The sequence below is a fragment of the Olleya namhaensis genome, assembly GCF_900114005.1.
Classification (GTDB): Bacteria; Bacteroidota; Bacteroidia; order Flavobacteriales; family Flavobacteriaceae; genus Olleya; species Olleya namhaensis.
Genome location: NZ_FORM01000007.1, coordinates 101,212 through 124,727, shown reverse-complemented (window position 1 = coordinate 124,727; position 23,516 = coordinate 101,212). Strand labels below are relative to the sequence as shown.

General features: G+C 31.6%; 22 protein-coding genes. 19 read left to right on the top strand and 3 right to left on the bottom strand.

What is annotated here, in order from left to right; translation table 11 throughout:
- Positions 1-557: 557 nt before the first annotated feature.
- Positions 558-944, bottom strand: a complete 387-nt coding sequence (locus tag BMZ09_RS11940) for a winged helix-turn-helix transcriptional regulator (RefSeq protein WP_090840890.1) — start codon at positions 942-944, stop codon at positions 558-560.
- A 249-nt stretch (positions 945-1,193) separates the two neighbouring features.
- Between BMZ09_RS11940 and nfsB the strand changes: the two genes are divergently transcribed.
- The 11 genes from nfsB (at position 1,194) to BMZ09_RS11885 (ending at position 13,650) form a co-directional block, all read left to right on the top strand.
- On the top strand, positions 1,194-1,847 hold the full coding sequence (nfsB, locus tag BMZ09_RS11935) for an oxygen-insensitive NAD(P)H nitroreductase (protein ID WP_090840887.1): 654 nt from the start codon (positions 1,194-1,196) through the stop codon (positions 1,845-1,847).
- Positions 1,848-1,878: 31 nt separating this feature from the next.
- Positions 1,879-2,502: a putative quinol monooxygenase gene (locus BMZ09_RS11930; RefSeq protein ID WP_090841157.1), complete on the top strand. Its 624-nt coding sequence runs from the start codon at positions 1,879-1,881 to the stop codon at positions 2,500-2,502.
- A gap of 33 nt (positions 2,503-2,535) precedes the next feature.
- The gene (gene budA, locus BMZ09_RS11925; protein ID WP_143067819.1) at positions 2,536-3,393 is read left to right on the top strand and encodes an acetolactate decarboxylase; all 858 of its coding nucleotides are present in this window, start codon (positions 2,536-2,538) and stop codon (positions 3,391-3,393) included.
- Positions 3,394-3,435: 42 nt separating this feature from the next.
- Positions 3,436-4,953, top strand: a complete 1,518-nt coding sequence (locus tag BMZ09_RS11920; RefSeq protein ID WP_090840883.1) for an antibiotic biosynthesis monooxygenase — start codon at positions 3,436-3,438, stop codon at positions 4,951-4,953.
- A 25-nt stretch (positions 4,954-4,978) separates the two neighbouring features.
- On the top strand, positions 4,979-5,824 hold the full coding sequence (locus BMZ09_RS11915; protein ID WP_090840881.1) for a hypothetical protein: 846 nt from the start codon (positions 4,979-4,981) through the stop codon (positions 5,822-5,824).
- A 52-nt stretch (positions 5,825-5,876) separates the two neighbouring features.
- A complete protein-coding gene (locus BMZ09_RS11910) occupies positions 5,877-6,287 on the top strand; it encodes an enoyl-CoA hydratase/isomerase family protein (RefSeq protein WP_090840879.1) in 411 nt (136 codons plus the stop codon).
- Positions 6,288-6,358: 71 nt separating this feature from the next.
- Positions 6,359-7,300, top strand: coding sequence for an NADP-dependent oxidoreductase (locus BMZ09_RS11905; protein WP_090840877.1), 942 nt, complete (start codon positions 6,359-6,361; stop codon positions 7,298-7,300).
- 23 nt (positions 7,301-7,323) lie between these two features.
- Complete coding sequence (locus BMZ09_RS11900; protein WP_090840875.1) at positions 7,324-8,814, top strand: aldehyde dehydrogenase family protein; 1,491 nt, start codon at positions 7,324-7,326, stop codon at positions 8,812-8,814.
- A gap of 230 nt (positions 8,815-9,044) precedes the next feature.
- Complete coding sequence (locus tag BMZ09_RS11895; protein ID WP_143067818.1) at positions 9,045-10,301, top strand: DcaP family trimeric outer membrane transporter; 1,257 nt, start codon at positions 9,045-9,047, stop codon at positions 10,299-10,301.
- A 37-nt stretch (positions 10,302-10,338) separates the two neighbouring features.
- The gene (gene aspT / locus BMZ09_RS11890) at positions 10,339-12,036 is read left to right on the top strand and encodes an aspartate-alanine antiporter (RefSeq protein ID WP_090840871.1); all 1,698 of its coding nucleotides are present in this window, start codon (positions 10,339-10,341) and stop codon (positions 12,034-12,036) included.
- 18 nt (positions 12,037-12,054) lie between these two features.
- Positions 12,055-13,650 (top strand): bifunctional aspartate transaminase/aspartate 4-decarboxylase, encoded by a 1,596-nt coding sequence (locus BMZ09_RS11885; RefSeq protein WP_090840869.1) that lies wholly within the window; start codon positions 12,055-12,057, stop codon positions 13,648-13,650.
- 182 nt (positions 13,651-13,832) lie between these two features.
- On the opposite strand, the gene BMZ09_RS11880 is transcribed toward BMZ09_RS11885, so the two are convergent.
- Positions 13,833-14,810: a sterol desaturase family protein gene (locus BMZ09_RS11880; RefSeq protein WP_090841155.1), complete on the bottom strand. Its 978-nt coding sequence runs from the start codon at positions 14,808-14,810 to the stop codon at positions 13,833-13,835.
- A 390-nt stretch (positions 14,811-15,200) separates the two neighbouring features.
- Here BMZ09_RS11880 and BMZ09_RS11875 point away from each other — a divergent pair, with 390 nt between their 5' ends.
- The 6 genes from BMZ09_RS11875 (at position 15,201) to BMZ09_RS11850 (ending at position 20,509) form a co-directional block, all read left to right on the top strand.
- On the top strand, positions 15,201-15,824 hold the full coding sequence (locus tag BMZ09_RS11875; RefSeq protein WP_090840866.1) for a MarC family protein: 624 nt from the start codon (positions 15,201-15,203) through the stop codon (positions 15,822-15,824).
- Positions 15,825-15,888: 64 nt separating this feature from the next.
- Positions 15,889-16,485, top strand: a complete 597-nt coding sequence (gene kefF / locus BMZ09_RS11870; protein WP_090840864.1) for a glutathione-regulated potassium-efflux system oxidoreductase KefF — start codon at positions 15,889-15,891, stop codon at positions 16,483-16,485.
- Between the two features lie 3 nt (positions 16,486-16,488).
- Entirely contained in the window at positions 16,489-18,378 is a 1,890-nt protein-coding gene (locus tag BMZ09_RS11865; protein ID WP_090840862.1) for a monovalent cation:proton antiporter-2 (CPA2) family protein, read from the top strand.
- Between the two features lie 5 nt (positions 18,379-18,383).
- Entirely contained in the window at positions 18,384-19,262 is an 879-nt protein-coding gene (locus BMZ09_RS11860) for a helix-turn-helix domain-containing protein (RefSeq protein ID WP_090840860.1), read from the top strand.
- Between the two features lie 94 nt (positions 19,263-19,356).
- Positions 19,357-20,235 (top strand): nuclear transport factor 2 family protein, encoded by an 879-nt coding sequence (locus BMZ09_RS11855; RefSeq protein WP_090840857.1) that lies wholly within the window; start codon positions 19,357-19,359, stop codon positions 20,233-20,235.
- 79 nt (positions 20,236-20,314) lie between these two features.
- The gene (locus tag BMZ09_RS11850; RefSeq protein WP_090840855.1) at positions 20,315-20,509 is read left to right on the top strand and encodes a hypothetical protein; all 195 of its coding nucleotides are present in this window, start codon (positions 20,315-20,317) and stop codon (positions 20,507-20,509) included.
- Between the two features lie 7 nt (positions 20,510-20,516).
- On the opposite strand, the gene BMZ09_RS11845 is transcribed toward BMZ09_RS11850, so the two are convergent.
- Positions 20,517-21,257 carry a hypothetical protein gene (locus BMZ09_RS11845; RefSeq protein WP_090840852.1) on the bottom strand — a complete coding sequence of 247 codons (741 nt, stop codon included), beginning with the start codon at positions 21,255-21,257 and terminating at the stop codon, positions 20,517-20,519.
- Positions 21,258-21,589: 332 nt separating this feature from the next.
- Here BMZ09_RS11845 and BMZ09_RS11840 point away from each other — a divergent pair, with 332 nt between their 5' ends.
- Complete coding sequence (locus tag BMZ09_RS11840) at positions 21,590-21,781, top strand: cold-shock protein (protein ID WP_090840850.1); 192 nt, start codon at positions 21,590-21,592, stop codon at positions 21,779-21,781.
- Positions 21,782-21,898: 117 nt separating this feature from the next.
- A complete protein-coding gene (locus tag BMZ09_RS11835) occupies positions 21,899-23,434 on the top strand; it encodes an SDR family NAD(P)-dependent oxidoreductase (protein WP_090840848.1) in 1,536 nt (511 codons plus the stop codon).
- The last annotated feature ends 82 nt before the right edge of the window (positions 23,435-23,516 follow it).

Genomic DNA, 23,516 nt, shown 5'->3' with positions numbered 1-23,516 from the left:
TTTTTATTTGAAATCTTATTAAATACTCATTGTAAACTTAGCAGTAAATATTTTATATATTATCAATGGTAACCAAATGACAAAAAGAATACGCATAATTTTATAAAAGCACTTGATAGATTCCTTTTTTTCTAGACGGTCTTTTTTATCAGTAAATAATCTATTTAAAGCATAAATGATAGTTAATGAAATTGGAGCAGCCAGTATACATAATAAGAAAGCGACTTCTACTGTATCTTTTGTAAAAAGGGTTTCAGAATAATCACATTTAAATAGGATTACTAGATATGATATATACACTATTAAAGCGCTAATACTAAGTCTAACTATTCTACTTTTTATATACATATAATTGAGTTGCAGTAAGTGCTTTTGTGCGCTTTAAATACGTTATTAAATAGTACGGTTTTGACTAATAGTATAAATATAATAACAGCATTAGAAATAAAACATATGGATTTATAAGCGATTGGATTAGTTTTATATTCGTAATAAAAACTATTGTAAACAAAAAAAAGCTACCATTAGGTAGCCAATTTTATTACTTTTTATTAGAATTAATTCTCTTCAAACAAAAACTCTCCTTTCGTCTCTGCAGCAAATAATCCCCATTCTGTGATTAATTTCAAAATAGGAATTAATGTTTTACCAAAATCAGTGAGTGTATATTCTACTTTTAACGGTGGCTTTTTTGTAAACACTTTACGGTTTACAATACCATCGGCTTCCAATTGTTTTAATTGTAAACTCAGTGTGCGTTCCGTAATGCCTGGTATTTCTTTTCTTAACTCGTTATAGCGTTTTTTAGTAACAGTTAAATGGGTAAGTATAACACTTTTCCATTTTCCTCCAATAAGTTCCATTGCAGCACTTGTTGGGCACCAAGATATTTTGTCGTTAATTTTAATCTTTGGTTTTTTTTCAAACAGTTCTTTTCTGTCCATATTATCTTATTTATAAACTAAATAGTAATCTTGTCTTATTTGATATTATTACGCAAAGTTAAGTAGCTTTAATTTAATACGCAACTATACTTTTTATAGTTTGTTTTTTAATAGTTAATTTGTTAATTTTAAGTGATTTAATATTTTTTATTGCTACTATACTTCTTGACCGTTATTGCACAGTAATTATACTATACATATTTTTGTCACTATAAAAATGATAGTTTTAATAATCAAACAAATAGAAAAATGAATTTAACAGAAATTTTAAACAACCGTTACTCAGTAAAAGAATTTGATGCTACTAAAAAGATTTCAGATTCAGATTTTGAACAAGTAAAAGACTTATTACGTTTAAGTCCGTCTAGCGTAAACTTACAACCTTGGCATTTTCTAATCGCAGATACTGCAGAAGGTAAAGCAAGAATTGCAAAAGGAACACAAGGCTTCTTTCATTTTAATACACCTAAGGTTTTAGATGCTTCTCACGTAATTGTTATTGCTGCACGTACAAATGCAGACGAAGCCTATATGACTAGCATTTTAGAAAAAGAAGATGAAGATGGTCGTTTTGCTGCACAAGAATTTAAAGACCAAATGCACGGTGGGCGTATGTTATTTGCTGACATTCATAAATACGACCTTAAAGATTTACCACACTGGATGGAAAAACAAGTGTATTTAAATATGGGGTCACTTCTACTAGGTGTTGCTGCTTTAGGTATTGATGCTTGCCCAATGGAAGGTGTAGATGTAAAAGCTTTAGATGAAGAGTTTGGATTACGTGATAAAGGGTACACAGCTTTAGCAGTAGTTTCTTTGGGATACAGAAAAGATACTGATTTTAATGCAAAATTACCAAAATCTAGATTTTCTGAAGACACAATTATTACCAAGTTATAATCGTAAAACAAGACTTTTAATTAGAAACATTATGAAAAGTACAATCGTAAAATTCACAGCAAAACCAGAACATAGAACTAGTTTTGCCGCAACATTAAAAGAAGCACAAAAAGCAACACAAAAAGAATCTGGGAATAAAGAAATTAGAGTATTTGTATCTAAATCAGATGCCAATGTCTTTTTTGTTTACGAACGCTGGGCAGATAAGGCTGCAATAACCTCTCACGATAATGAGCCGCATACAAAAAAGCTAATGGAGGTTGGTAAAACAGCACTACAAACTGCTCCTGATTTTTATTTTTTAGGCGATACAAATCCGTTACCAGACCATTCTAAATCTGCAAAACCGGAAGACGAAGTGTTTATTATTTTCTTCATTTTTAAGTTGAAAACTGAATTTAGAGCACAACTTCTAACACAGTTCGAAGACCATATTACAAATACTAGAAAAGAGGAAGCAGGAAACATCCTTTTTGATTTATACACAGTAGATGACCAAGAAGATACTTTGGCAGTTTATGAGCATTGGAGAAAAGAATCTGATGTTTGGGATATTCATTTTAACCAGCCATACGCAGTAGAAACAGGTAAACTAATGGAAGAAGCTGTTGTTGGAGATTTAAAACAGTATATGAATTTTGTAAAAGAAATTTAAGTGAAAAATCACACTCAAAAAAGAACAACTATTATGAAAAAAGCAGTTCTATTATTTTCCTTAGCACTTTTAGCAAGCTGCGGAAATCAAACTAAAAAAGAAGCAGTTTCTACCTCAGAAACACACGGGCACGAACATCCACATCCACATAGCTTAGATGAGAATGGATTGGCTCCATATACCGAAAATACCATTCATCAATACGCACCAACAGTTGCGTTATTAAACAGTATTTACGAAGGTGATATTACACCAGAACAAATGGTACAGCAAGGTAACATTGGTATTGGCACAGTAAATCATTTAGCTGGCGAATTGGTTGCTGTAGACGGTGTGGTCTATACAATTGATGCCGAAGGTGGAATAAAAGTTGCGCCACAGGATTTAGAATCGCCAAATATGACGATGATAAATTTTCAGCCAAAAAGAACGGTAACCGTTGAAAATATTGGGTCTTATGAAGATTTAACGAAAGCACTTCAAAAGTATGCAACCTCAATAAACAGTTTTTATGCTTACCGAATTAAAGGTGAGTTTGGTTATTTAAAAATGGCATCTGCCCATAAAGTAGAAAATGAAGATGTGTCGTTATTTGAATATCTAGATACTCGTGTAATGTACACAAGAGAAAATATAAAGGGGACTTTAGTTGGCTTATTTACGCCAGATTATTTAGGGAATATTGTAATCCCAGGAATGCATTTTCACTTTTTATCTGAAGATATAACACTGGGTGGACATTTAGAGGATATAAAATTTGATAAACTTCAGGTTGAAATTCAAGAAGTAAATCAAGTGAATTTACAACTTCCGGAAACTGAAAAATTTAGAACTAGAGAATTAAAACAAGGTGCAGCTCCAAAGGCTACAGCTAAACAAAATGGTAAATAATAGCGTTTTAAGAAAACGCATTAAATCAAACTAAATAAACAAATGAAAAATACATTATTAGCACTATTTAGTGTTCTAACTATTAACAGTTGTTCTGATAAAAAAAAGCCAACAACCATTACACAAATGGTAACATTTACAGTTAAACCCGAATACATTCAGGAGTTTAGGGAAGCACAAGTAAATAGCTTAAATGAGTCTTTGAAAGAGGAAGGGAATTTAGAAATGAAATTGTACGCTAATGATAACAACCCTTATGAACTTTCTGTGTATTCTAAATGGAAAAACAATGAAGTTTACGAGTTACATAAGACATTACCACACAGTAAAGCGCTAGGACCTTTATTTGAAAAAGCACTTCAAGGAGCGCCGAAAATGGTGCGATTAGAAGACACAAAATTCCCTCATATAGATTCTAAAAAATTAATTTCAACTGGTATTGAACGTGCTGTATTTACGCCTATTATAATAAAAGAGGACTATAGAGATCGTGTTATTAAACAATTCGAATATTATGCAGAAAATGCTAGAAAACAAGAAGGAAATATCTTTTTTGATTTTTACGCGGTTGCAGATACTAATAATGCTTTTTATGTTTACGAAAACTGGAAAAATGGTGATGAAATTTGGGATACTTACGTTGCACAGCCATATGTAACTAAAAGTAAAAAACTATTAGATGAAGCTCGTGTAAACATAAGAGAAGATCTAGAGGTTGTTTTTGCTACCGAGTACGACGAGAATACTTTAAATGAAAAATATTCTTTGGAAAAATTATGGGAAGTGGAGGATGTAATTATGCCAGAATCGATATTGTCAATTCCAAATCATGATTTCGTTTACGTATCTGTGATTAATACGTATGAAAAACCTGGATACATCAGTAGATACCATAAAAATGGGGAATTAGATAAAGAAAAATGGGTTGAAGGTATTGATGTCCCTACAGGCAAAGCTTTTTATAATGGAAAAATCTATGTTGTTGATCAATCCCAAGTTCATGTTATAGATATTGAAACAGTCAAAATTGTAAAAACAGTACGGTCTGAGGCTAAAACATTAAACGACATAACCATAGGAAAAGATGGTGTTGGTTACATTTCAGATTTAACGACCGGTCGTATTTTTAGATTAAAAGATGATAAAATAGAGCTTTGGTTACATTCCGATAAATTTCCAACTCCCAATGGCGTATTAATTAAAGATGGAAATTTAATTGTGGGAAGTATAGGTGATGAACTATCTCAAAGCCTAAAACCAGAGCAATTAGGATCTTTGTTTAAAGTTAATTTACAAGACAAATCTGTAACTACAATAAAACCTTCAGAAAGAATGGGAGCAATAGATGGTGTTGTACCCTTTAAAAAAGGAATGATTGTTAGCGACCCAATGAACGGTAAAATTTTTTACGTAACCAATTACAAAAAAGAATTAGTTACAGATACATCTGGTTTTGGAGGAAGCAATGCAGATTTAGGAATTGATAACCAAGAACAAATATTATATGTTCCTTATTTATTAGATAATAAAATAGCAGCATATAAAATTGTAAAAAAATAATTGTTCTTATTAAAGTAGCATAAAAATGAAAGACCAAACTAATCATATTGAAAAAATGAAAATGGAATCAAATAATACTAACAGAACCTTAAAAGACATCGCAGGTTCTGGTTATGAATATTTACGAGGTAGCGTCATTAATTATAAATATGAAGAATTTGGAGGTTTTCACATTAGTATTTATAATAATCGCTTAAAGTTTTTGGGAACTAATGGAGGTTACTTTTGTGATATTGCTCGTGAAGTTATTCCTCAATTTTCTGAAATAGCAGATGGTATAATTTTCATGTCTTGGTCTACAGGTGGTAATGGTGGAGACAATGTGGTTCAAAACTATAATACAAAGACTGTAAATGGGCACCTTAATCCAGATACTAGCGAAGAAAATTATGTTATGCAAAATGTGCATGGTGTAATTTCCAATAAGGATAACGAAGCGTCTAAGTTTCCGCATGCGCTGTTAACAGTAGATGAAGATTTGGGTAAAATTATATTAAAAAATATAAACGATCAAAAACTACCAGAACTCTATGAACCAGAATTAAATAACAAATTAAGATTTTCTGAAGACAAAATAGCTAGAAATGAACTTTCTAACCAAAGGATTAGTTATGAGTCTCTTTATGGAACATTCAATATAGAAATTGATGGAAACAATATTGATGTTAGTATTAATGATGAGGCATCTAAGAAATACCAGATCTATTGCTCTAAGATAGATAACGGAATCTATTTTATATCGTGGGAAAGTAATTTTGGAGGAAATCATATCGTGGTTAATAAAAACACGATGAAAGTGTTTCAACATATTCATCCATCTGGAAAGCGAGAAGAAGCTATTTATGATATTACTTTTTTTAACTTAAAGTAAATAGTATAAAATCTTTATTAAAATTAACAACCAAACTAATAATTTAGATATTATGACTTCAAAAAATAGTGAAGCAGTAGAATTTAAAAACGTCAAAGTTTCTGAACAAGAAAGTGTATTAGTACTTGAAATTAATACGCCTCCAGTAAATGAAGTGTCGATTCGCACATTACAAGAATTGAATTCTGGATTGAACATGGCAATAAATAATGACAGTACTACTGCTATAGTCATTACAGGATCTGGCAGTTTCTTTTCGTATGAAGCAGGAAGTGATGCTATGATTCCGCAGCAAGCAGGTGTTAAAACACAAACTGTTATTGCGCACGAATTGTTTAATCGCATGGAAGAATTTTCAAAGCTAATTATCGCTGCTATTGAAGGAGCATGTGCAAGGACCAAATCGCTTTTGATCACATTGTTACTACCGACGAAGCAAAGGAGGCTATTTCAAAGTTTGTGAAAAATGCCGAGAAAAAATAGAAATCTCTTTTTAAATAAAAAAATTAATTAAAACACTAAAAAACATATAAAATGAAAGCAATCTTATTAGAAAAAGCAGGAGGACCAGAAAACCTTCACTTAACAGAAGTAGATAAACCCAGCATAAAAAACAATGAAGTATTAGTTGCTGTAAAAGCAATTTCATTAAACCCAGCAGATGTTAAGCCAAAATATGTTGATGAAATGCTCAACTCAATGTATGGCGAAAAACGTCCTGTTATTTTAGGATGGGATATTGCAGGAACCATTACTGAAGTTGGTACAGATGTCACCAATTTAAAAGTAGGAGATAAGGTATTCGGGATGGTAAATTTTCCTGGTGTTGGTAACGCTTACGCAGAATTTGTAGCAGCTCCAGAAAACCATTTAGCTATAATGCCAGAGACTATTTCTTTTGAAGAAGCTGCAGCCACAACGTTAGCTGCGTTAACAGCATTACAAATTTTAAGTGGTAGAATCAACAAAGGAGATAAAGTATTAATACAAGCGGGATCTGGTGGTGTTGGTCACTTTGCTATACAAATTGCTAAAAAAATGGGTGCATATGTTATTGCAACATCTTCAGCAAAAAATAAAGATTTTGTACTATCAATTGGTGCAGATGAGCATATAGATTATCACGCTCAAAAGTTTGAAGAAGTATTAACAGACATCGACTTTGTTTTAGACACGCTTGGTGGTAAGGTTTTAGAAAATTCAGTAAAAGTATTAAAAGAAGGTGGTACACTTTTTACCACATTAGATAAAGATTTACCAGAAGATGCTAACGCTATTGTAGCTGATAAAAATTTATCTATTAACAATATTCTAGTGCATTCTAGCGCAGAGGATATGAATACTTTAAAAGGTATGTTAGAAAACGGTAGCCTTAAGCCAAACATTTATAAAACGTTTGCTTTTGAAGATATGGCAGATGCACATACAGAAGTAGAAAAAGGAAGAACTGTAGGTAAAGTAATCGTGACACTTTAAGAAACTTTTAAAACACATTGAAAATGAAAACACAAGAACAATTACCAAATTACACTCAAAAAATATTTATAGGTGGTGAGTGGAAAGACGGAAACGGACCAGCCATAAAAAATATTAACCCTTGGAACCAAGAAGAGTTATTTACCTTAAACGGAGCATCTACCGATGATGTAAACGAAGCGTTTGAACTAGCTGCAATAGCACAAAAAAAATGGGCTGCCGTATTACCTCCTGAAAAAAGTAGGATGATGCTTAAGTTGGCTGAAGTGATTAGAAACAGAAAGCAAGAGTTCGCAGAATGGGCAAGAAAGGAAGTAGGTGCAACATTGGCTAAAGGTTATTTTGAAGCAGAATTGGTAGCTAGTGTTTTTGAAAGTAGCGTCCATTTACCATTATTAGTAGAAGGTAAAATATTACCACAAGATATAGAAGGCAAAGAATCTGTTGCCATTAGAAAACCTTTAGGAGTAATCGGTTTAATCTCTCCTTGGAATTTTCCTGGACAGTTAACAGCACGTACGTTAGGACCTGCATTAGCAGTTGGTAACGCTGTAGTTTTAAAACCAGCATCTACATCAATTGTTACAGGAGGGTTAATTTTTGCTTCATTTTTAGAAGAAGCAGGTTTTCCTAAAGGGTTATTAAGTGTATTGCCAGGTGGAGGAAGCTCTATAGGTAGTGCAATTACTAAGCACCCAATTTCTAAGCTAATCTCTTTTACAGGATCAACACCTGTAGGTCGTCAAGTTGGTAAAAATGCTTTGGAAGCAGATATTATTAAAAATATCGAGTTAGAATTAGGTGGTAATAGTCCGTTTGTAGTACTGGAAGATGCAGACATTGATCAAGCTGTTGAAGCTGCTGCTTGGGGTAAATTTATGAACCAAGGTCAGATTTGTATGGCTATCAATAGAATTATTGTTGAAGATAAAGTCTATGATGAATTTACAGAGAAATTTATAGCAAAGGTTAAAAGCTTAAAACGTCTGGATATGAATGATCCTGATACGTTTATAGGACCTATCATTGATCAAGCTCAGTTTAATACTGTAAAAGGTTTAATAGATGCAGCAAAAGACGAAGGTTATAAAATGGCTTTAGGTGGAGAAGCTGAAGGTTTACATATGCCTCCACATATTTTTGTGGATGTAGATGAAAATTGTCCATTATTTAAAAACGAAATATTTGGACCAGCGGTATCTATTGCAAGAGCAAAAGATATGGAAGATGCTTTACGCTTAGCTAACGCAACAGATTACGGTTTGTCTAGTTCTGTGTTTACAAGAGATGAAGGTAAAGGAATGGTGTTTGCACAAGGTATTGAAGCTGGTATGACGCATATTAATGATCAACCAGTTAATGATAGTGCTTATGCACCTTTTGGAGGCGTTAAAAACTCTGGTTTAGGTCGTTTTAATGGACAATGGGGAGTGAAGTCTTTTACGGTTGCACATTGGGTTACTATTCAAAAAACACCAAGAAAATATCCGTTTAAAGCATCGGATTTTCAATAGGTATAAAAGGATTCTTACTAAAATGCTTCAATTAATTAGGTGATTAATTGGAGCATTTGTTGTTTTATATATTATAGCAACAAAAACATACAAACGTTTTTTAATTAAACTGACCTAGGTCATCTAAGGGACTTTGTTAGAGGGTTAGTTTTGCCTGTAGATAATCTTTAAAGCAATTATATATTTCATTAAGAAATATTAAAGATTTTATCACTTCTTAAAACAAAAAAATGTCAATCAAATTTAAGGTGTTAATAGTGTTCTGTTTTTCTATGCTAGTTTCTTCTGCTTATGCTCAAAATTACAAGGATACAGCTGCGATAAAGCAACATAATATTACAAAAGACAATCAGGATCCTATTCCGGTTCGCGAAAAAAGAAATAGCTATTCAGATAATAAGAAATCGAAAAAAATATCTCTCGATTTTATCGGCTATATTAAGTTAATAGGTGGATTGGATTTAGGTAATATTCAAAATACTAGTGAGTTTTATCCTAGTAAAATTCCTATTTATCCAACATTACGTGAAGAAAAACCACGTAGTTTTTTAGATGCAAGACAAACGCGATTAGCTGTAGATGGTGTATATGAAATATCAAGTTCCGATAAAGTACATATTTACGTAGAAATGGATTTTTTTAATACAGAAGCTGCCACCAGTTTTGTACCGCATTTACGTCATGCTTACGGAGAATATAAAGGGTTTTTAATTGGTCAAACGTGGAGTACCATGAAAAACACATCTGCTTTTCCTGTACAAGTAGATTTTGAAGGTCCCAATAGTATTGCAGGACCAAGAAACCCAATGATTAGATATACACAGTCCATAAATAATAAGTATTCTTTTGCAGTAGCTCTAGAAACTCATAATGAAGATTATACACCCTATGATGTTAATACAGATGATAGTATGGCTTTTCAATATGTTCCAGATTTAATAGTATACATACAAAAAAATGGAAACTGGGGAAACCTTAGGTTAACAGGTATCTTGAAAAATATGTCGTATACAAACGCCAGTTCAGACGCTATTAAAAGTAAAACAAGTGGAGGTGCAGAAATTTCAGGTATCGTTAAATTTTTAGATAGAAATGAAATTAATGATGATGTTAGATTTGGATATACCTATGGATTTGGTATTGCACATTATATAAACGATTTAAGAGGTCAAGGGTTAGATGCTGCACCAGATAATAACGGTGATATGCAACCAATACCAGTTATGGGAGGATTTATAGCTTACAAACATGCATGGAGTAAAACATCAACGACTAGTGCTGTTTTTAGCTTTACAAGTATTGATAATTCTGATTATGTAGATGATGATATGTATGATTTCTCTACTTACGGAGCAGTTAATTATATGTGGTCACCTGTGGATCGATTGGATTATGGAGTGGAGTTAATTTATGGTAAAAATCAAAATAAGTTAAATGATAATGGTGTTGGCTATCGTGCTCAATTTATGGCTATTTATCACCTTTAAATAGTGATAATAATTATTAAAAATTAAAAAATATATTATGGATATTATTTACAACACACTCAAAAACTTCCCTTATCTAACCTTGTTCTTAGCAATTGCAATAGGGTATTTTGTAGGGAAATTTAAAATCGGAAAATTTACACTTGGCGGAGTAGCCGGAACATTAATTATGGCTGTCGTTATTGGTCAAGTAGGTGGATTTGAAATTAGCGGAGAAGTGAAAAGTCTTTTCTTTGCCTTATTTATTTTTATGGTTGGATATTTAGGTGGACCACAATTCTTCGCTTCATTAAAGCTTTCCTCTTTAAAATTTTTATTAGCTGCATTTTCAATGACTGTTTTAGGTCTACTGGTTGTGGTTGGACTTTCTATTTGGGTGGGTCTAGATAAAGGTATGGCGGCTGGATTAGCTGCTGGAGGATTAACACAGTCTGCAATAATTGGTACAGCAGGAGAAGCTATTGATAAGTTAGGACTAGCAACAGAAGCTGCTAAAATAATGAAAACAAATGTTGCTGTTGGTTATTCTATAACTTACATTTTTGGTTCTATAGGACCTATATTAATGGTGTCATTTATTCCTATCCTCATGAAATGGGATATCAGAGCAGAAGCCAAAAAATTAGCGGTAAAACTTGGTGGTAGTAAAGAAATGGTAGAAGGGGAATTTGATCCTATTAAGAGAGTAGATACTAGAGTCTTCAAAATTTCAAAAACTTCAAAATATTTAAGTAAAACGATTCAAGATTTTGAAACTGATTTAAAATCTAATTTAACGGTAGAACTTGTTATTAGTGATGGTAAAAAATTAGAGTCTAAAGCAGATTTACAAATTAAAGAAGGCGATATTTTATTTGTAACAGGATTAATAACTGCCTTTTCTAAAGCTGGTAATATTTTAGGTGAAGAGATTTCAGAATTTGGAGCAAATATTGATTTTACAGAGGAGGAAAGACACATCATTCTTTCAAACAAAAAACTACATGGTAAAACATTAGCTGAAATTCGTGAGAAATTAGGATTAACTAAAACACATGGTGTCTACATAAATAGTATTGTTAGAATGTCTCACGAATTATCAGTTTTAGATAATACTGAAATTCATGCTGGTGATGAAATAACACTAGTTGGTAAGAAAAAAGATTTAGATAGAATTGAAAAAGAAATAGGATACAAACCAACGTCAATAAATAGTACAGATTTTATAGTCTTTGGTTTAGGTATGGTCATTGGTTATTTAATAGGCGAAATTAATTTTGACATCAACGGAACAAACGTTGCGTTAGGCTCAGGATTGGGATGTTTAGTTTCTGGTTTAATTATTGGGTTTTTAAGAACAAAACATCCAAAAATGGGAGGTATAAACGTAGGTGCAGCTAGTTTTATCCAAACCTTCGGGCTTGCTGTATTTGTTGGTATTGTTGGGCTAAATGCTGGTGCTCCTGCTTTTCAAGCTATTTTAAAAAGTGGTATAACCTTATTTCTTTTAGGTATTCTAGTCACTATGATTCCTATGATTGTTCAGTTTTTTATGAATTATTATGTATTCAAAATAAAAAACCCTGTAGAGGCTTTAGGAGTGCTTGTGGGTAGTAAAAGTGCAAATCCAGCATTTTCTTCTTTATTAGATAAAACACAAAATGCAACACCAACGCCAACATTTACAATGACATACGCGGTTGCAAATATATTTTTAACACTTTGGGGACCAATAATTATTGCATTGATGCCTTAAATTATAAAACGCAATAAAATGAAAAAACAAGAAGAAGTAGAACTTAATACATTAAGTCCGTTCGAGGTAAAAGACACGCTAATAAAACTTGCAAAATCAAATCACCAACATTCAATGATTAATGCAGGCAGGGGTAATCCAAACTGGATTGCAACAAAACCTAGAGATGCCTATTTTCAACTTGGTTTATTTAGTTTAGAAGAAAGTAAAAGACAATTTCAGGAACTAGATGGTTTTGGAGGTATTACAGATAAAGATGGTATTACCAAAAGATTTGAAGCATATTTAGCTTTAAACAAAAATGTTATCGGTTTGCGTTATTTGAGGGACTTGTTTCAATTTGCAGTAGCCAATTATGGTATGGATTCTGACGATTTAATGTTTGAATGGGTTAATGGAATTATTGGAAACAATTATCCAGAGCCAGGAAGAATGTTAAAGCACTCTGAAACAATTGCCCATGCTTACTTAATGAAAGAAATGAGTGCAGGAACAACACCTCCAAATTCTAAATATGATGTATTTGCAACAGAGGGAGGTACAGCTGCTATGGTATATATATTCAATTCTTTAAAAGCAAATAAGTTTTTAAAGGCAGGAGATACTATTGCTATCGGAGCACCTATTTTTACGCCATATTTTGAAATGCCAGCCTTAAAAGATTATGATTTGAAAATGGTTTTAATTAATGCTGATGAAGATAATAACTGGCAGATTCCAGATTCTGAAATTGATAAATTGAAGGATACTAAAGTAAAAGCTTTCTTTTTGGTTAACCCTAGCAATCCGCCATCAGTAAAATTAAGTAACGATACATTAGATAAAATTGCGCAAATAGCTAAAGATAGAGAGGACTTAATTTTATTAACGGATGATGTTTATGGATCATTTACAGAAAATTTTACTTCGTTAGCAATTAAAGCTCCAGAAAGTACGATTTTGGTGTATTCTTATTCAAAATATTTTGGTGCTACAGGTTGGAGACTTGGGGTAATAGCACTTAATGAAAATAATATTTTCGATAAAATGCTAGCCAAACTTCCAGAGGAAGATAAAGTTGAATTACGTGAGCGTTATGAAACAATTTCTTTAAATCCTGATGGTATAAAAATGATAGACCGTTTTGTTGCCGATAGTCGTAGTGTGGCTTTAAATCATACCGCTGGTTTATCTACACCACAACAAATTCAAATGTCGTTATTTTCTTTAGCAACTTTGATTGACAAAGAGAATAAGTACAAAACAAACGTGAAAAAACTAGTTAGAAATAGATATGATAAACTGTATAAAGACTTACCAGGAACCCCGTTAATTTCTGATAAAAATGAAAATGCCGCCTATTATTACACATTGGTTGATTTCTTGAATTTGGCAAAAGATAAATACAGTCAAGAATTTAGCACGTGGGTTGGCGAAAATTACAATGCTTTAGATCCCGTAATACGTTTAGCTGAAGAAGAATCTATTGTAGCTATGCCTGGAGGTGGTTTTGATGGACCGGATTGGACTATTAGGTTCTCGCTTGCTAATTCTTACTCTGAGGATTTTGAAAAAATTAGTATTCTCATGAATGATATCATTGATGAATATTATTACGCTTATCAAAGTAAGTAAAAACGTTTTATTTACCGTTGCACATTGAGTTACTATTCAAAAAACACCAAGAAAATATCCGTTTAAAGCTTCAGATTTTCAATAGAAAAAAAGGAATTGATACTAAAATGCTCCAATTAATCACATAATTATTTGGAGCATTTGTTATTTATATAAAAACAAAATAGTGTTTTTTATTATCCTTATTTCAGATCACTCTTTATTAAAATAGGCTTAGGATTTGTAATCTCCATAGTGTTATTAGCGTCTTCTGCTATTTCTTTTCTAATTTGCTTTATAGTTAATGTACTTCCATCATGGCTCCAACCAGGAGCAGCAAAGGCATATTTAAATTTATGATACCAATTACTCGATTTTTTCATGTCATCCCAAATATTTTTATACTCGTGTGTTAAAATAATAAACAAGTTATAAGATTCAGGTGGAACAGAAACGCCATATTTTATGTCAATAGTGTGGTCTATTTTTTTCCAAGTTCCAAAAACACGATCAAATACATTTAGGATTCCACCATGGTTTTTATCCATGTATTCAATATTTTGGGCGTGATGCACTTGGTGCATCGTATGTGTATTTAAAAAGGTTTCTAAAAAACCTAAGTTTTTGACATATTGTGTATGAAGTTGAAATTGCCATAACGCTTCTATACCCATGCAAACGACTAACATTTCTGGCGGGAAGCCAATAATTACAATCCAAACATAAAAAAAAGGCTTGTAAAAAATAGTAAACCAACCATTACGCACAGCTGTCCCTAAGTTAAAATTATCTGAAGAATGATGTACAATATGCGCTGCCCATAAAAGACGAACCATGTGGTTTTGTCTATGGAACCAGTAATAAGAATAATCGTCTAAAAGCATGCAAATAATCCAAACATACCAAGCATAGCCAAAAGATTGCCAGCCCATAATATTGGTACGGACACCATCCACAAGAGGATTGAAGAGCTCATAAGCAAAATTAAAGACTAATATTACGGCTACTGTTTTTACTAGCGCGCCTATAATTGCAGATCCTATTCCAAGCGATAAGCTTGAAAAAAAATCTTTCCATTTGTATAATTCTTTATTGTCAAGTGTTTTGCTATAAGTAAGCTCTATTGCTATAAAGCCTAAAAAACAAGGAACACCATAAACTAACGGGTTTGTAAAATCCAATATTGTAGTTGTTTTGTGTGTGATTATATAACGGAAATTTCCATTATACATTTTGCATGTAGGCAATATACTTCATTTAAATGCATTTAGGCCTTGATATTAAATTCATTAATTATTTAAATGCCAAAATGTTTTTAAATGTGATAAGGCTAAATAATCTATCTAAAGTACCTAAAATAGTAATAATATCAGAAAATAGATAGCTTTATAAAGGTGTCTTTTTGTTGCTAATATTTTTATTTACTATTAAAAATGCGATAATTAATTTAGTGATTAATAGTAGCATTTATTATATTATACAATATTGTTAAAAAAACTATAATAAATCATAATTGGTTTGGTCAAACAGAAGTATTTCAAGTTCTTTCCGGATTAATAATTTAACACTAAATGGAGAACATTACAACATTTGCAATCACAGTCTTTACAGCATTTTTTGCTATTACAAACCCAATATCAAATATGACCGTATTTGTGTCTTTAACGCAAGGTGCAGACAAACAAACTAAAAATGAAATTAATAAAAAAGCCAATATAATTGCTTTCATAATTGTAACCGTTTTTATTTTATTAGGTAAGTATATTTTTGAGTTATTTAATATTAGTATTCCCGCTTTTAAGATTACTGGAGGTATATTAATATTTTTTATCGGTTTTGATATGCTGCAATCTAAACAGTCTAATGTAAAAAGTTTAAATGATGTACATATTGACGAGGATATTGCAGTTTCTCCATTAGCTATTCCAATTTTAGCTGGTCCAGGAACTATTGTAACAGCTATGAATTTTGTTTCAAACGCAGCGCCTTTGCAGATGTTTTTGGTTATCGCTATTTTCGGTTCTATGAGTTTAATTACTTATTTTACATTTAAATTAAGTGATTTTATTGTAAAATTAGTAGGTCATAATGTTATCTCTGTAATTGGAAAAATTATGGGATTAATTATTGCCATTATAGGAACAGGTATGATTATCCAAGGTATTAAAATCTCTTTTGACTTAATCGCTAGTTAAAAAAACTTCGATTAAAATATTGTGTGTTTCTAATTCAATAATTTGTTTTAATAGCTAAATAATAATGAAAAAAGTACTCGTCTTATTTTCTCATCCAAAGTTTGAAAAATCTAGAGCTAACACAGCACTAGTAGATCATATAAAAGACATGGAAGGTGTTACTTTTCATGATTTGTACGAGCGTTATCCCGATTTTCATATCAATGTTTCAGCAGAAAAAAAACTTTTAAGTCAACATGATATTATTATATGGCACCATCCTTTTTATTGGTATAGTTGTCCACCGTTAATGAAGCAGTGGATTGATATGGTTTTAGAATTTGGTTGGGCGTATGGACCAAATGGAGATGCGCTACAATCTAAAACCTGTTTAAATGTTATAACTACTGGCGGTTCTAGAGAGGTGTATTGCTCAGAAGGTAGTAATAGTTATACTATCCGTCAGTTTTTAAGACCATTTGAGCAAACTGCAAACTTATGCGGGATGAATTATTTACCGCCATTTGCAGTTATGGAAACTCATAAATTAAGTGATGATGATTTAATTAAACATGCTAATAAATATGGTGCTTTAATTACTTTACTTAAAGACAACCTTTCTAATATAGATTGTAATGGGTTTTCATTTATAAATGATATTCCAAAATTAAATACAACATAAATTATGAGTGGAAGCATACTTTTTGAAGCGATAGTTTTTCTTGCAGGTGCCATAATATGTGTGTCAATTGCTAAAAAGTTAGGATTAAGTTCTGTTATTGGATACTTATTTGCAGGTGTTTTAATTGGACCTTATGTTTTAGGATTTATTGGAAATGAAGGCGAAGATATTTTACACTTTGCAGAGTTTGGTGTAGTTATGATGTTGTTTTTAATTGGTTTAGAGATAGAACCTAAAAACTTCTGGAACATGCGAAAAACCATTGTAGGTATGGGCGGAATACAGGTAGGAGGCACCATGTTACTATCCTATATTTTATTTGCTTTACTAGGTTTTGATTGGAAAGTTGCTTTGGTAATATCTATGGCTGTTGCGTTATCATCTACCGCAATAGCATTGCAAACTATAAAAGAAAAGGGCTTAATGGATACCACTTTTGGGACGTCGTCTTTTTCCATTTTATTGTTTCAAGATATCATTGTTATTTTCATGTTGGGTTTTATTCCGTTATTATCAAGTACAGATAGTAACGCTTCCGCGGAAAAACATAGCGACCATACTAATTTATTAGAAAGTTTGCCCATTGGTTTTCAAACGTTAGCTATTATAATGTCGGTTGTTTTAATCATTGTTGCCGGACGTTATTTAATTGTTCCAATGCTAAGAAAAGTGGCAAAAACAGGCGTTAGAGAATTGCTAATTGCGGCTGCGTTATTAATTGTTTTCGGAATTTCATTTTTAATGGAATATGTCGGGATAAGTCCAGCTTTAGGTGCGTTTTTAGGAGGTGTTGTATTATCTAATAGCGAGTTTAAGCATGAGCTAGAAAGCACGTTAGAACCCTTTAAAAACTTGCTGCTTGGTTTGTTTTTTATGGCTGTAGGTGCATCTATTAACTTTATTGTTATTGCTAATAGTCCTTTGACAATTGGAGGATTATTAATTGCTATTATAATATTAAAAGCAATTGTTTTATTTATCACAGGATACATTTTTAAACTAAAATTAGATCAAAATTTACTACTAACTTGTAGTTTAGCTCAAATTGGAGAATTTGCGTTTGTATTATTGTCTTTCGCATTTGGATTAAATATTTTAGAGCAAGAACAGATGGACATAATGCTAGTTATTACAGCACTTAGTATGTCTTTAACGCCAATTATTGGTATTATAAACGAGCGTTTTATCCTGCCTAGAATTGGAACTAAAGAGTCGGTAAAACGCCCAATGGATCACATTGCAAAATCTCAAAAAATTATATTGGTAGGATTTGGTCATTTTGGAAGTACTATTGGACGCTTTTTACGTTCGCATGGTGTAGAAGCAACTATTTTAGATCATGATTCTAACCGTGTTGATTTTCTTCGTAAAATGGGATTTGAAGTCTATTATGGAGATGCAACCCGTTTAGATTTATTAGAATCTGCAGGTATTGCAGATGCCAAAATAATTATTTGTGCTACTAATAAGATAAACGTTTCTAAGGCTATTAGTAAAATAGTTAAAGAAAACTATCCTCATGTAGAAATGATGATTCGAACTAAAAACCGTTATGATGCTTATGAGTTACTTAATCTAGGTCATGAAAATATTTATCGCGAATCTTTAGAAACCTCTTTAACATTAGCCAAGGATGTACTAAGTAAAATGGGGTTTAGAAAATACACGTTGACTAGACAAGTTCAAAATTTTATTAAGTATGATGAGGATAGTTTAAGACGTTTAGCTTCTGAGCCAAAACGAGAGGAAGACTACATTTTTAAAGCAAAAAAAGAATTAGAACAACAAGAAAAGTTTTTAAACCAAGACTTTAAACGTGGTATTGTAGAATATGATAACCATTGGGATAGCGAACATATTAGAAAAGCTTTAAATAAGTTTAACGAAGAATAAAAAGCATGCATAAAGAGATTCCGCATATCGTCTTCGATTCTCCAAAACCAGAAAATTCTGGTATTGATATATTAACTATTTCTAGCTTAGCAGAGCGTAAAGATGATATTACACATAATCCTGAAAAGGCTCACCAATTAGCTTTTAATATGATTGTGTTTTATACAGCAGGTCAGAGTAGGCAATTAGTAGATTTTGTTTGGCATGATGTTAAAAAAAACACGATTATTCACTTATCTAAAGGTCAAATTAATGCGTTTCAATTTAGCGATGGCTTGGAAGGTTACATCATACTTTTTACTGAAGACTATTTAAAAAAACAGATTAACACATTGCCTAAAAACGAAGTGATAAGACTGTTTAATGCACATTTGTTTTCTCCAATTATTCAGGTTCCAGAAGATTCTAATGTTTCAAATTACATACAATTGTTTTTTCAAGAATATTCTAATATTCAAGAAGACTACAATCAAGAAAATACTTATAGTGCGTTGTATTCTATTATCTTTTCAAAATTGGAACGTTTAAAGCAATATCAAACGTTTCATTTAAAACGATCGGATAAATTAAATAGTTTCTTAGCATTTAAGTCTCTTTTAGAAATTCATTTTAATACAAGTAGAAACGCCGATTTTTATGCCAAAAAATTAAACATTACTTATAAGCATTTAAACAGTATCTGCAAAGACCTAGTGACTATTACTGCAAAGCAGTTTATTGATGCTTTTGTAATCTTAGAAGCCAAACGTTTACTTATAAATTCGGAAATTAAAAGTACAGAACTGGCGTATTCTTTAGGTTTTGAAGAGCCTACAAATTTTGTAAAATACTTTAAGAAACATACAGGATTTACCCCTAATAGCTTTAAAAAAGACTTTATTTAGTGTTTTAGGTTCGGTATTTACCATTTTTAAAACCATTTTCACCTTTAGTTAGCTGTGGTGTTGATTTAATTTTGTCCTCATAAAAATAACATTTATGAAAACGACAATTACAACATTAGCATTAGTCATGACACTTATATCATGTAAATCTGAAAAAGATTTAAACACTAAAACAATAATTAAAGACACCACTAAGATGGAATTATCAAACAAAAACAAAACAGTAGCAATATTAAAAAGTATTGAAACAGGAGATAAAGTAGCTATTGGCTATATTAATCCAACAAACTATAAGCAACACAACCTTGCTGTAGCAGATGGGTTGGCTGGGTTTGGAACATTATTATCTCATGCACCAGAAGGTGGTTTTAAAGTAAAAACAATAAGAGCATTTCAAGACGGAGACTACGGATTTGCACATACGGAATATGATTTTTTTGGTCCTAAAATTGGTTTTGACATCTTTAGATATGAAAATGGTCAAGTAGTGGAGCATTGGGATAACTTAATAGAGAAAGCAGCTTTAAATCCAAGTGGGCACTCACAAACAGATGGATCAACCGTTGTAACTGACTTAGAAAAGACAGAAGCAAATAAAACACTAGTATCCAATTTTATAAATGACATTTTAGTTAACGGTAAAATGGATAAAATTGCAAATTATTTTGATGGAGACAACTATATCCAACATAATCCAAATATTGGTGATGGTTTATCTGGTTTAGGACAAGCTTTGGAAGCTATGGCTAAACAAGGTATTACAATGCAATTTACTAAGGTTCATAAAGTATTGGGGCAGGGTAATTTTGTATTGACTGTAAGTGAAGGTGTGTTTGCGGGACAACCAACGTCTTATTATGATTTATTTAGAGTTGAAAACTCAAAAATAGCAGAACACTGGGATATTATAGAAACTATTGCACCAGAGACAGATAGAAAAAATACAAACGGAAAATTTAATTTCCCTAAGTAATTGGGAACAAAATATTTAAAAGGCTATCCATTTGGTAGCCTTTTTTCTATTGTAATTATTAATAGTAAATACTCAAAATATGTCAGACGTAAGAACGTGTCCAACTTGTGGCGCAAAAGCAAAGTTTAAAGTAAAAGAAACTATTGAAACCTATACCGCAGTGCAAGATGACGACGCTTTTAAAAAGATTGCACAGTTAAAAAAAGCTATGAATGTCTTTAAAGTGAAAGCCGAAGCATTGGAGCAGGAGTTAGAAGAACTAAAAAGGAGCTAACTATATTTTAAAAATATTTTTGTTTGATATCCTTTGTTTTAATTGCTTCAGTGGTGGTAATAAATCGCATAAAAAGATAAATGGATAGTACATGAGAAATGACAATTAATACAGTAAATGTGTCATTGTAAGCTATAAACTCATTTATAGGTGTTAAGCCAATATGAAATAAACAGAAAATAGCAGCTCCTAATAATATTGTAGAGTTATCGTAATGATCATTAACATATATTAGAGCACATAAAATAGTAAAGATTAAAACACTAAATGCATTTAAAATTATATATAACAGCATTGGTTCTGGTATAAAATCTAATATCAAATCTAATACAGAATAAATAATGTAACTCACTAATAATAAGCCTATAAATACTGAAAAATAGAGAATGGATTTTAGTTGTCCTTTGAGTAGATATTTTCTTAAAATTAAAGCGCTTGATATTAAATAGAGGGAAGTTAAGATTGTAATCCATTTAAAATGGGTATTAAAATCTAAAAATGTTAATAAATCGGAGACTATGATAGCTAACAATCCAATAATATATAAAGGCTTTACATTTTGCTTTGTTAAACTTATATATTTTAAAAGAATAGCAAATATGGTGACAGGCATAAAGTAAGTTAATACTTTTTTGTCTGCTATGATACTAACCAAAACGGTAGCTATAAAGCTGAGATATACAAAAAGATTAAAAATTACATCTTTTTGTTTTAAGTAGTTAAAAGAAAACAACTGTTTTATAGTCATTTAAATAATTAAGTTTTTGTTAGGATTGGGGATTTTAAAGATAATAAATTCTTTTAAAGAAACTGACAACTAATAGATTATAATTAATCATTATAACAAAACAAAAACATAACTTATATATTAGTTAGAATATAAAAACGACACAATTTTTTCTTTAAGAAGCATTAATAATGGCGCTAATATGTTAAAAACACAGTTATTTGATGTGATTTTTGAATAAAACATACGATTAATATTAGTATTGTGCTAATTGTTTATTTCAAGTAGTAGAATATTAATCTTTGGCATTATCTTTGTTTTCAATAAAGTATTAATAATATAATTACATTACAATGAGTAAAGGAACAGTAAAATTTTTCAACGACACTAAAGGTTTTGGATTCATCACTGAAGAAGGAGTTGATAAAGATCATTTTGTACACATTTCTGGATTAATCGACGAGATTAGAGAAGGTGACGAAGTAGAATTTGATTTAAAAGAAGGAAACAAAGGATTAAACGCGGTTAACGTAAAAGTTATCTAATATATAGTCAACAATTTTCAGAAAAGCCCATCTATTTTTAGATGGGCTTTTTTAGTATACCAATGTTGCACTCCAAAAAAGAGTGATTATATTTGCACCAAGTAGTTACAGTAATTTATGAGTGATAATAACACAAATCAAGACATACAAAATTGTATTTTGACATTGCAGCGTTTAGTAGACGATACTAATCAACTGTTTGATATGCCAGAAGAACAGCGCGTTGCATTATATAAAGTAGCAGGAGAATTATCTAGACCAAATCGTGACGAGTTTCAGCGAAGACGTAAAGATGCTAAAAAGGCTGCAAAACGTAAAATGATTGAAAGCGATAAACATGCTAGAAAATCAACAGGAATAAGATCTGCAAGAGAAGCAGCTTTATTTGTGGCACCAAAATTATTATCTGCAGCTGTAATTCCGGAGGATACTCCAGAGTTAGAATCGCCAAGAAATTGCTATGTCTGTAAAACGGTGTACACAAAATTACATCACTTTTATGATACAATGTGTACTGATTGTGGTGACCTAAATTATGCTAAACGTTTTCAAACAGCCGATTTAAAAGATCAAGTGGCTGTAATTACAGGTTCTAGATTAAAAATTGGATATCACATTACTTTAATGTTATTACGTTCTGGAGCTACAGTTGTTGCAACCACACGTTTTCCTGCAGATTCTGCTATCAGATTTTCTAAAGAAGACGATTATAAAACGTGGAGTGATAGATTACACATACATGGCTTGGATTTAAGACATATCCCTAGTGTAGAAATATTCTGTAATTATATAGAGCAGAAATACGATAGATTAGATATTTTAATCAACAATGCCGCACAAACAGTAAGACGTCCGTCTGGTTTTTATTTCCATTTAATGGAAAACGAGAAATTACCAATAGACCAATTACCTAAATTAGCACAAACCTTATTACAAGATCACGAAAGTTGTTTAGAAGAATTATCAAGTTTAAGTGTTGGGCCTTCAAAAACAGATAAAAACAATGTGCTACCTGTAACATGGCATGGTCCCGAACCTGGAATAGGATTACGTAATTCGGCAGAATTATCACAAATCCCATATAGTTTTGATAATTCATTACAAGCAGAAGAGGTTTTTCCAGAAGGACAACTAGACGCGGATTTACAACAAGTAGATTTAAGAAAAACTAACAGTTGGCGTCTAAAACTAGGTGAGATAGAAACTACAGAGATGGTAGAAGTGCAGCTGGTTAATGCAGTAGCACCTTTTGTGTTGTGTAATCGTTTGTCAAATATTATGATGAAGGAAAATACAGGTAAAAAACACATTATAAATGTGTCCGCTATGGAAGGTAAGTTTCATAGATTTAAAAAAGAAGATAGACATCCACATACAAATATGGCAAAAGCAGCCTTAAACATGCTAACACATACATCTGCTGCCACTTTTGCCAAGTCTGGAATATACATGAATGCTGTAGATACTGGTTGGGTTACTGATGAAGATCCTGCAGCGTTATCAAAACAAAAAGTAGAAGTACACGATTTTCAGCCACCATTAGATATTGTAGATGGTGCAGCGCGTGTTATGGACCCATTAATTGATGGTATTAATACAGGAAAACATTGGTGTGGTAAATTTTTAAAAGATTATTTCCCTATAGATTGGTAGGTAAATATCGCTTGTTATACATACAAAAAACGCCCTTCAAATTATTGATGGGCGTTTTTTATTGTTTAGTCTTAAATATCTA

Coding starts and splice junctions, on each gene's coding strand:
- BMZ09_RS11940 (WP_090840890.1), bottom strand. CDS start 944: ATGGACAGAAAAGAACTGTTTGAAAAAAAACCAAAGATTAAAATTAAC.
- nfsB (WP_090840887.1), top strand. CDS start 1,194: ATGAATTTAACAGAAATTTTAAACAACCGTTACTCAGTAAAAGAATTT.
- BMZ09_RS11930 (WP_090841157.1), top strand. CDS start 1,879: ATGAAAAGTACAATCGTAAAATTCACAGCAAAACCAGAACATAGAACT.
- budA (WP_143067819.1), top strand. CDS start 2,536: ATGAAAAAAGCAGTTCTATTATTTTCCTTAGCACTTTTAGCAAGCTGC.
- BMZ09_RS11920 (WP_090840883.1), top strand. CDS start 3,436: ATGAAAAATACATTATTAGCACTATTTAGTGTTCTAACTATTAACAGT.
- BMZ09_RS11915 (WP_090840881.1), top strand. CDS start 4,979: ATGAAAGACCAAACTAATCATATTGAAAAAATGAAAATGGAATCAAAT.
- BMZ09_RS11910 (WP_090840879.1), top strand. CDS start 5,877: ATGACTTCAAAAAATAGTGAAGCAGTAGAATTTAAAAACGTCAAAGTT.
- BMZ09_RS11905 (WP_090840877.1), top strand. CDS start 6,359: ATGAAAGCAATCTTATTAGAAAAAGCAGGAGGACCAGAAAACCTTCAC.
- BMZ09_RS11900 (WP_090840875.1), top strand. CDS start 7,324: ATGAAAACACAAGAACAATTACCAAATTACACTCAAAAAATATTTATA.
- BMZ09_RS11895 (WP_143067818.1), top strand. CDS start 9,045: ATGTCAATCAAATTTAAGGTGTTAATAGTGTTCTGTTTTTCTATGCTA.
- aspT (WP_090840871.1), top strand. CDS start 10,339: ATGGATATTATTTACAACACACTCAAAAACTTCCCTTATCTAACCTTG.
- BMZ09_RS11885 (WP_090840869.1), top strand. CDS start 12,055: ATGAAAAAACAAGAAGAAGTAGAACTTAATACATTAAGTCCGTTCGAG.
- BMZ09_RS11875 (WP_090840866.1), top strand. CDS start 15,201: ATGGAGAACATTACAACATTTGCAATCACAGTCTTTACAGCATTTTTT.
- kefF (WP_090840864.1), top strand. CDS start 15,889: ATGAAAAAAGTACTCGTCTTATTTTCTCATCCAAAGTTTGAAAAATCT.
- BMZ09_RS11865 (WP_090840862.1), top strand. CDS start 16,489: ATGAGTGGAAGCATACTTTTTGAAGCGATAGTTTTTCTTGCAGGTGCC.
- BMZ09_RS11860 (WP_090840860.1), top strand. CDS start 18,384: ATGCATAAAGAGATTCCGCATATCGTCTTCGATTCTCCAAAACCAGAA.
- BMZ09_RS11855 (WP_090840857.1), top strand. CDS start 19,357: ATGAAAACGACAATTACAACATTAGCATTAGTCATGACACTTATATCA.
- BMZ09_RS11850 (WP_090840855.1), top strand. CDS start 20,315: ATGTCAGACGTAAGAACGTGTCCAACTTGTGGCGCAAAAGCAAAGTTT.
- BMZ09_RS11845 (WP_090840852.1), bottom strand. CDS start 21,257: ATGACTATAAAACAGTTGTTTTCTTTTAACTACTTAAAACAAAAAGAT.
- BMZ09_RS11840 (WP_090840850.1), top strand. CDS start 21,590: ATGAGTAAAGGAACAGTAAAATTTTTCAACGACACTAAAGGTTTTGGA.
- BMZ09_RS11835 (WP_090840848.1), top strand. CDS start 21,899: ATGAGTGATAATAACACAAATCAAGACATACAAAATTGTATTTTGACA.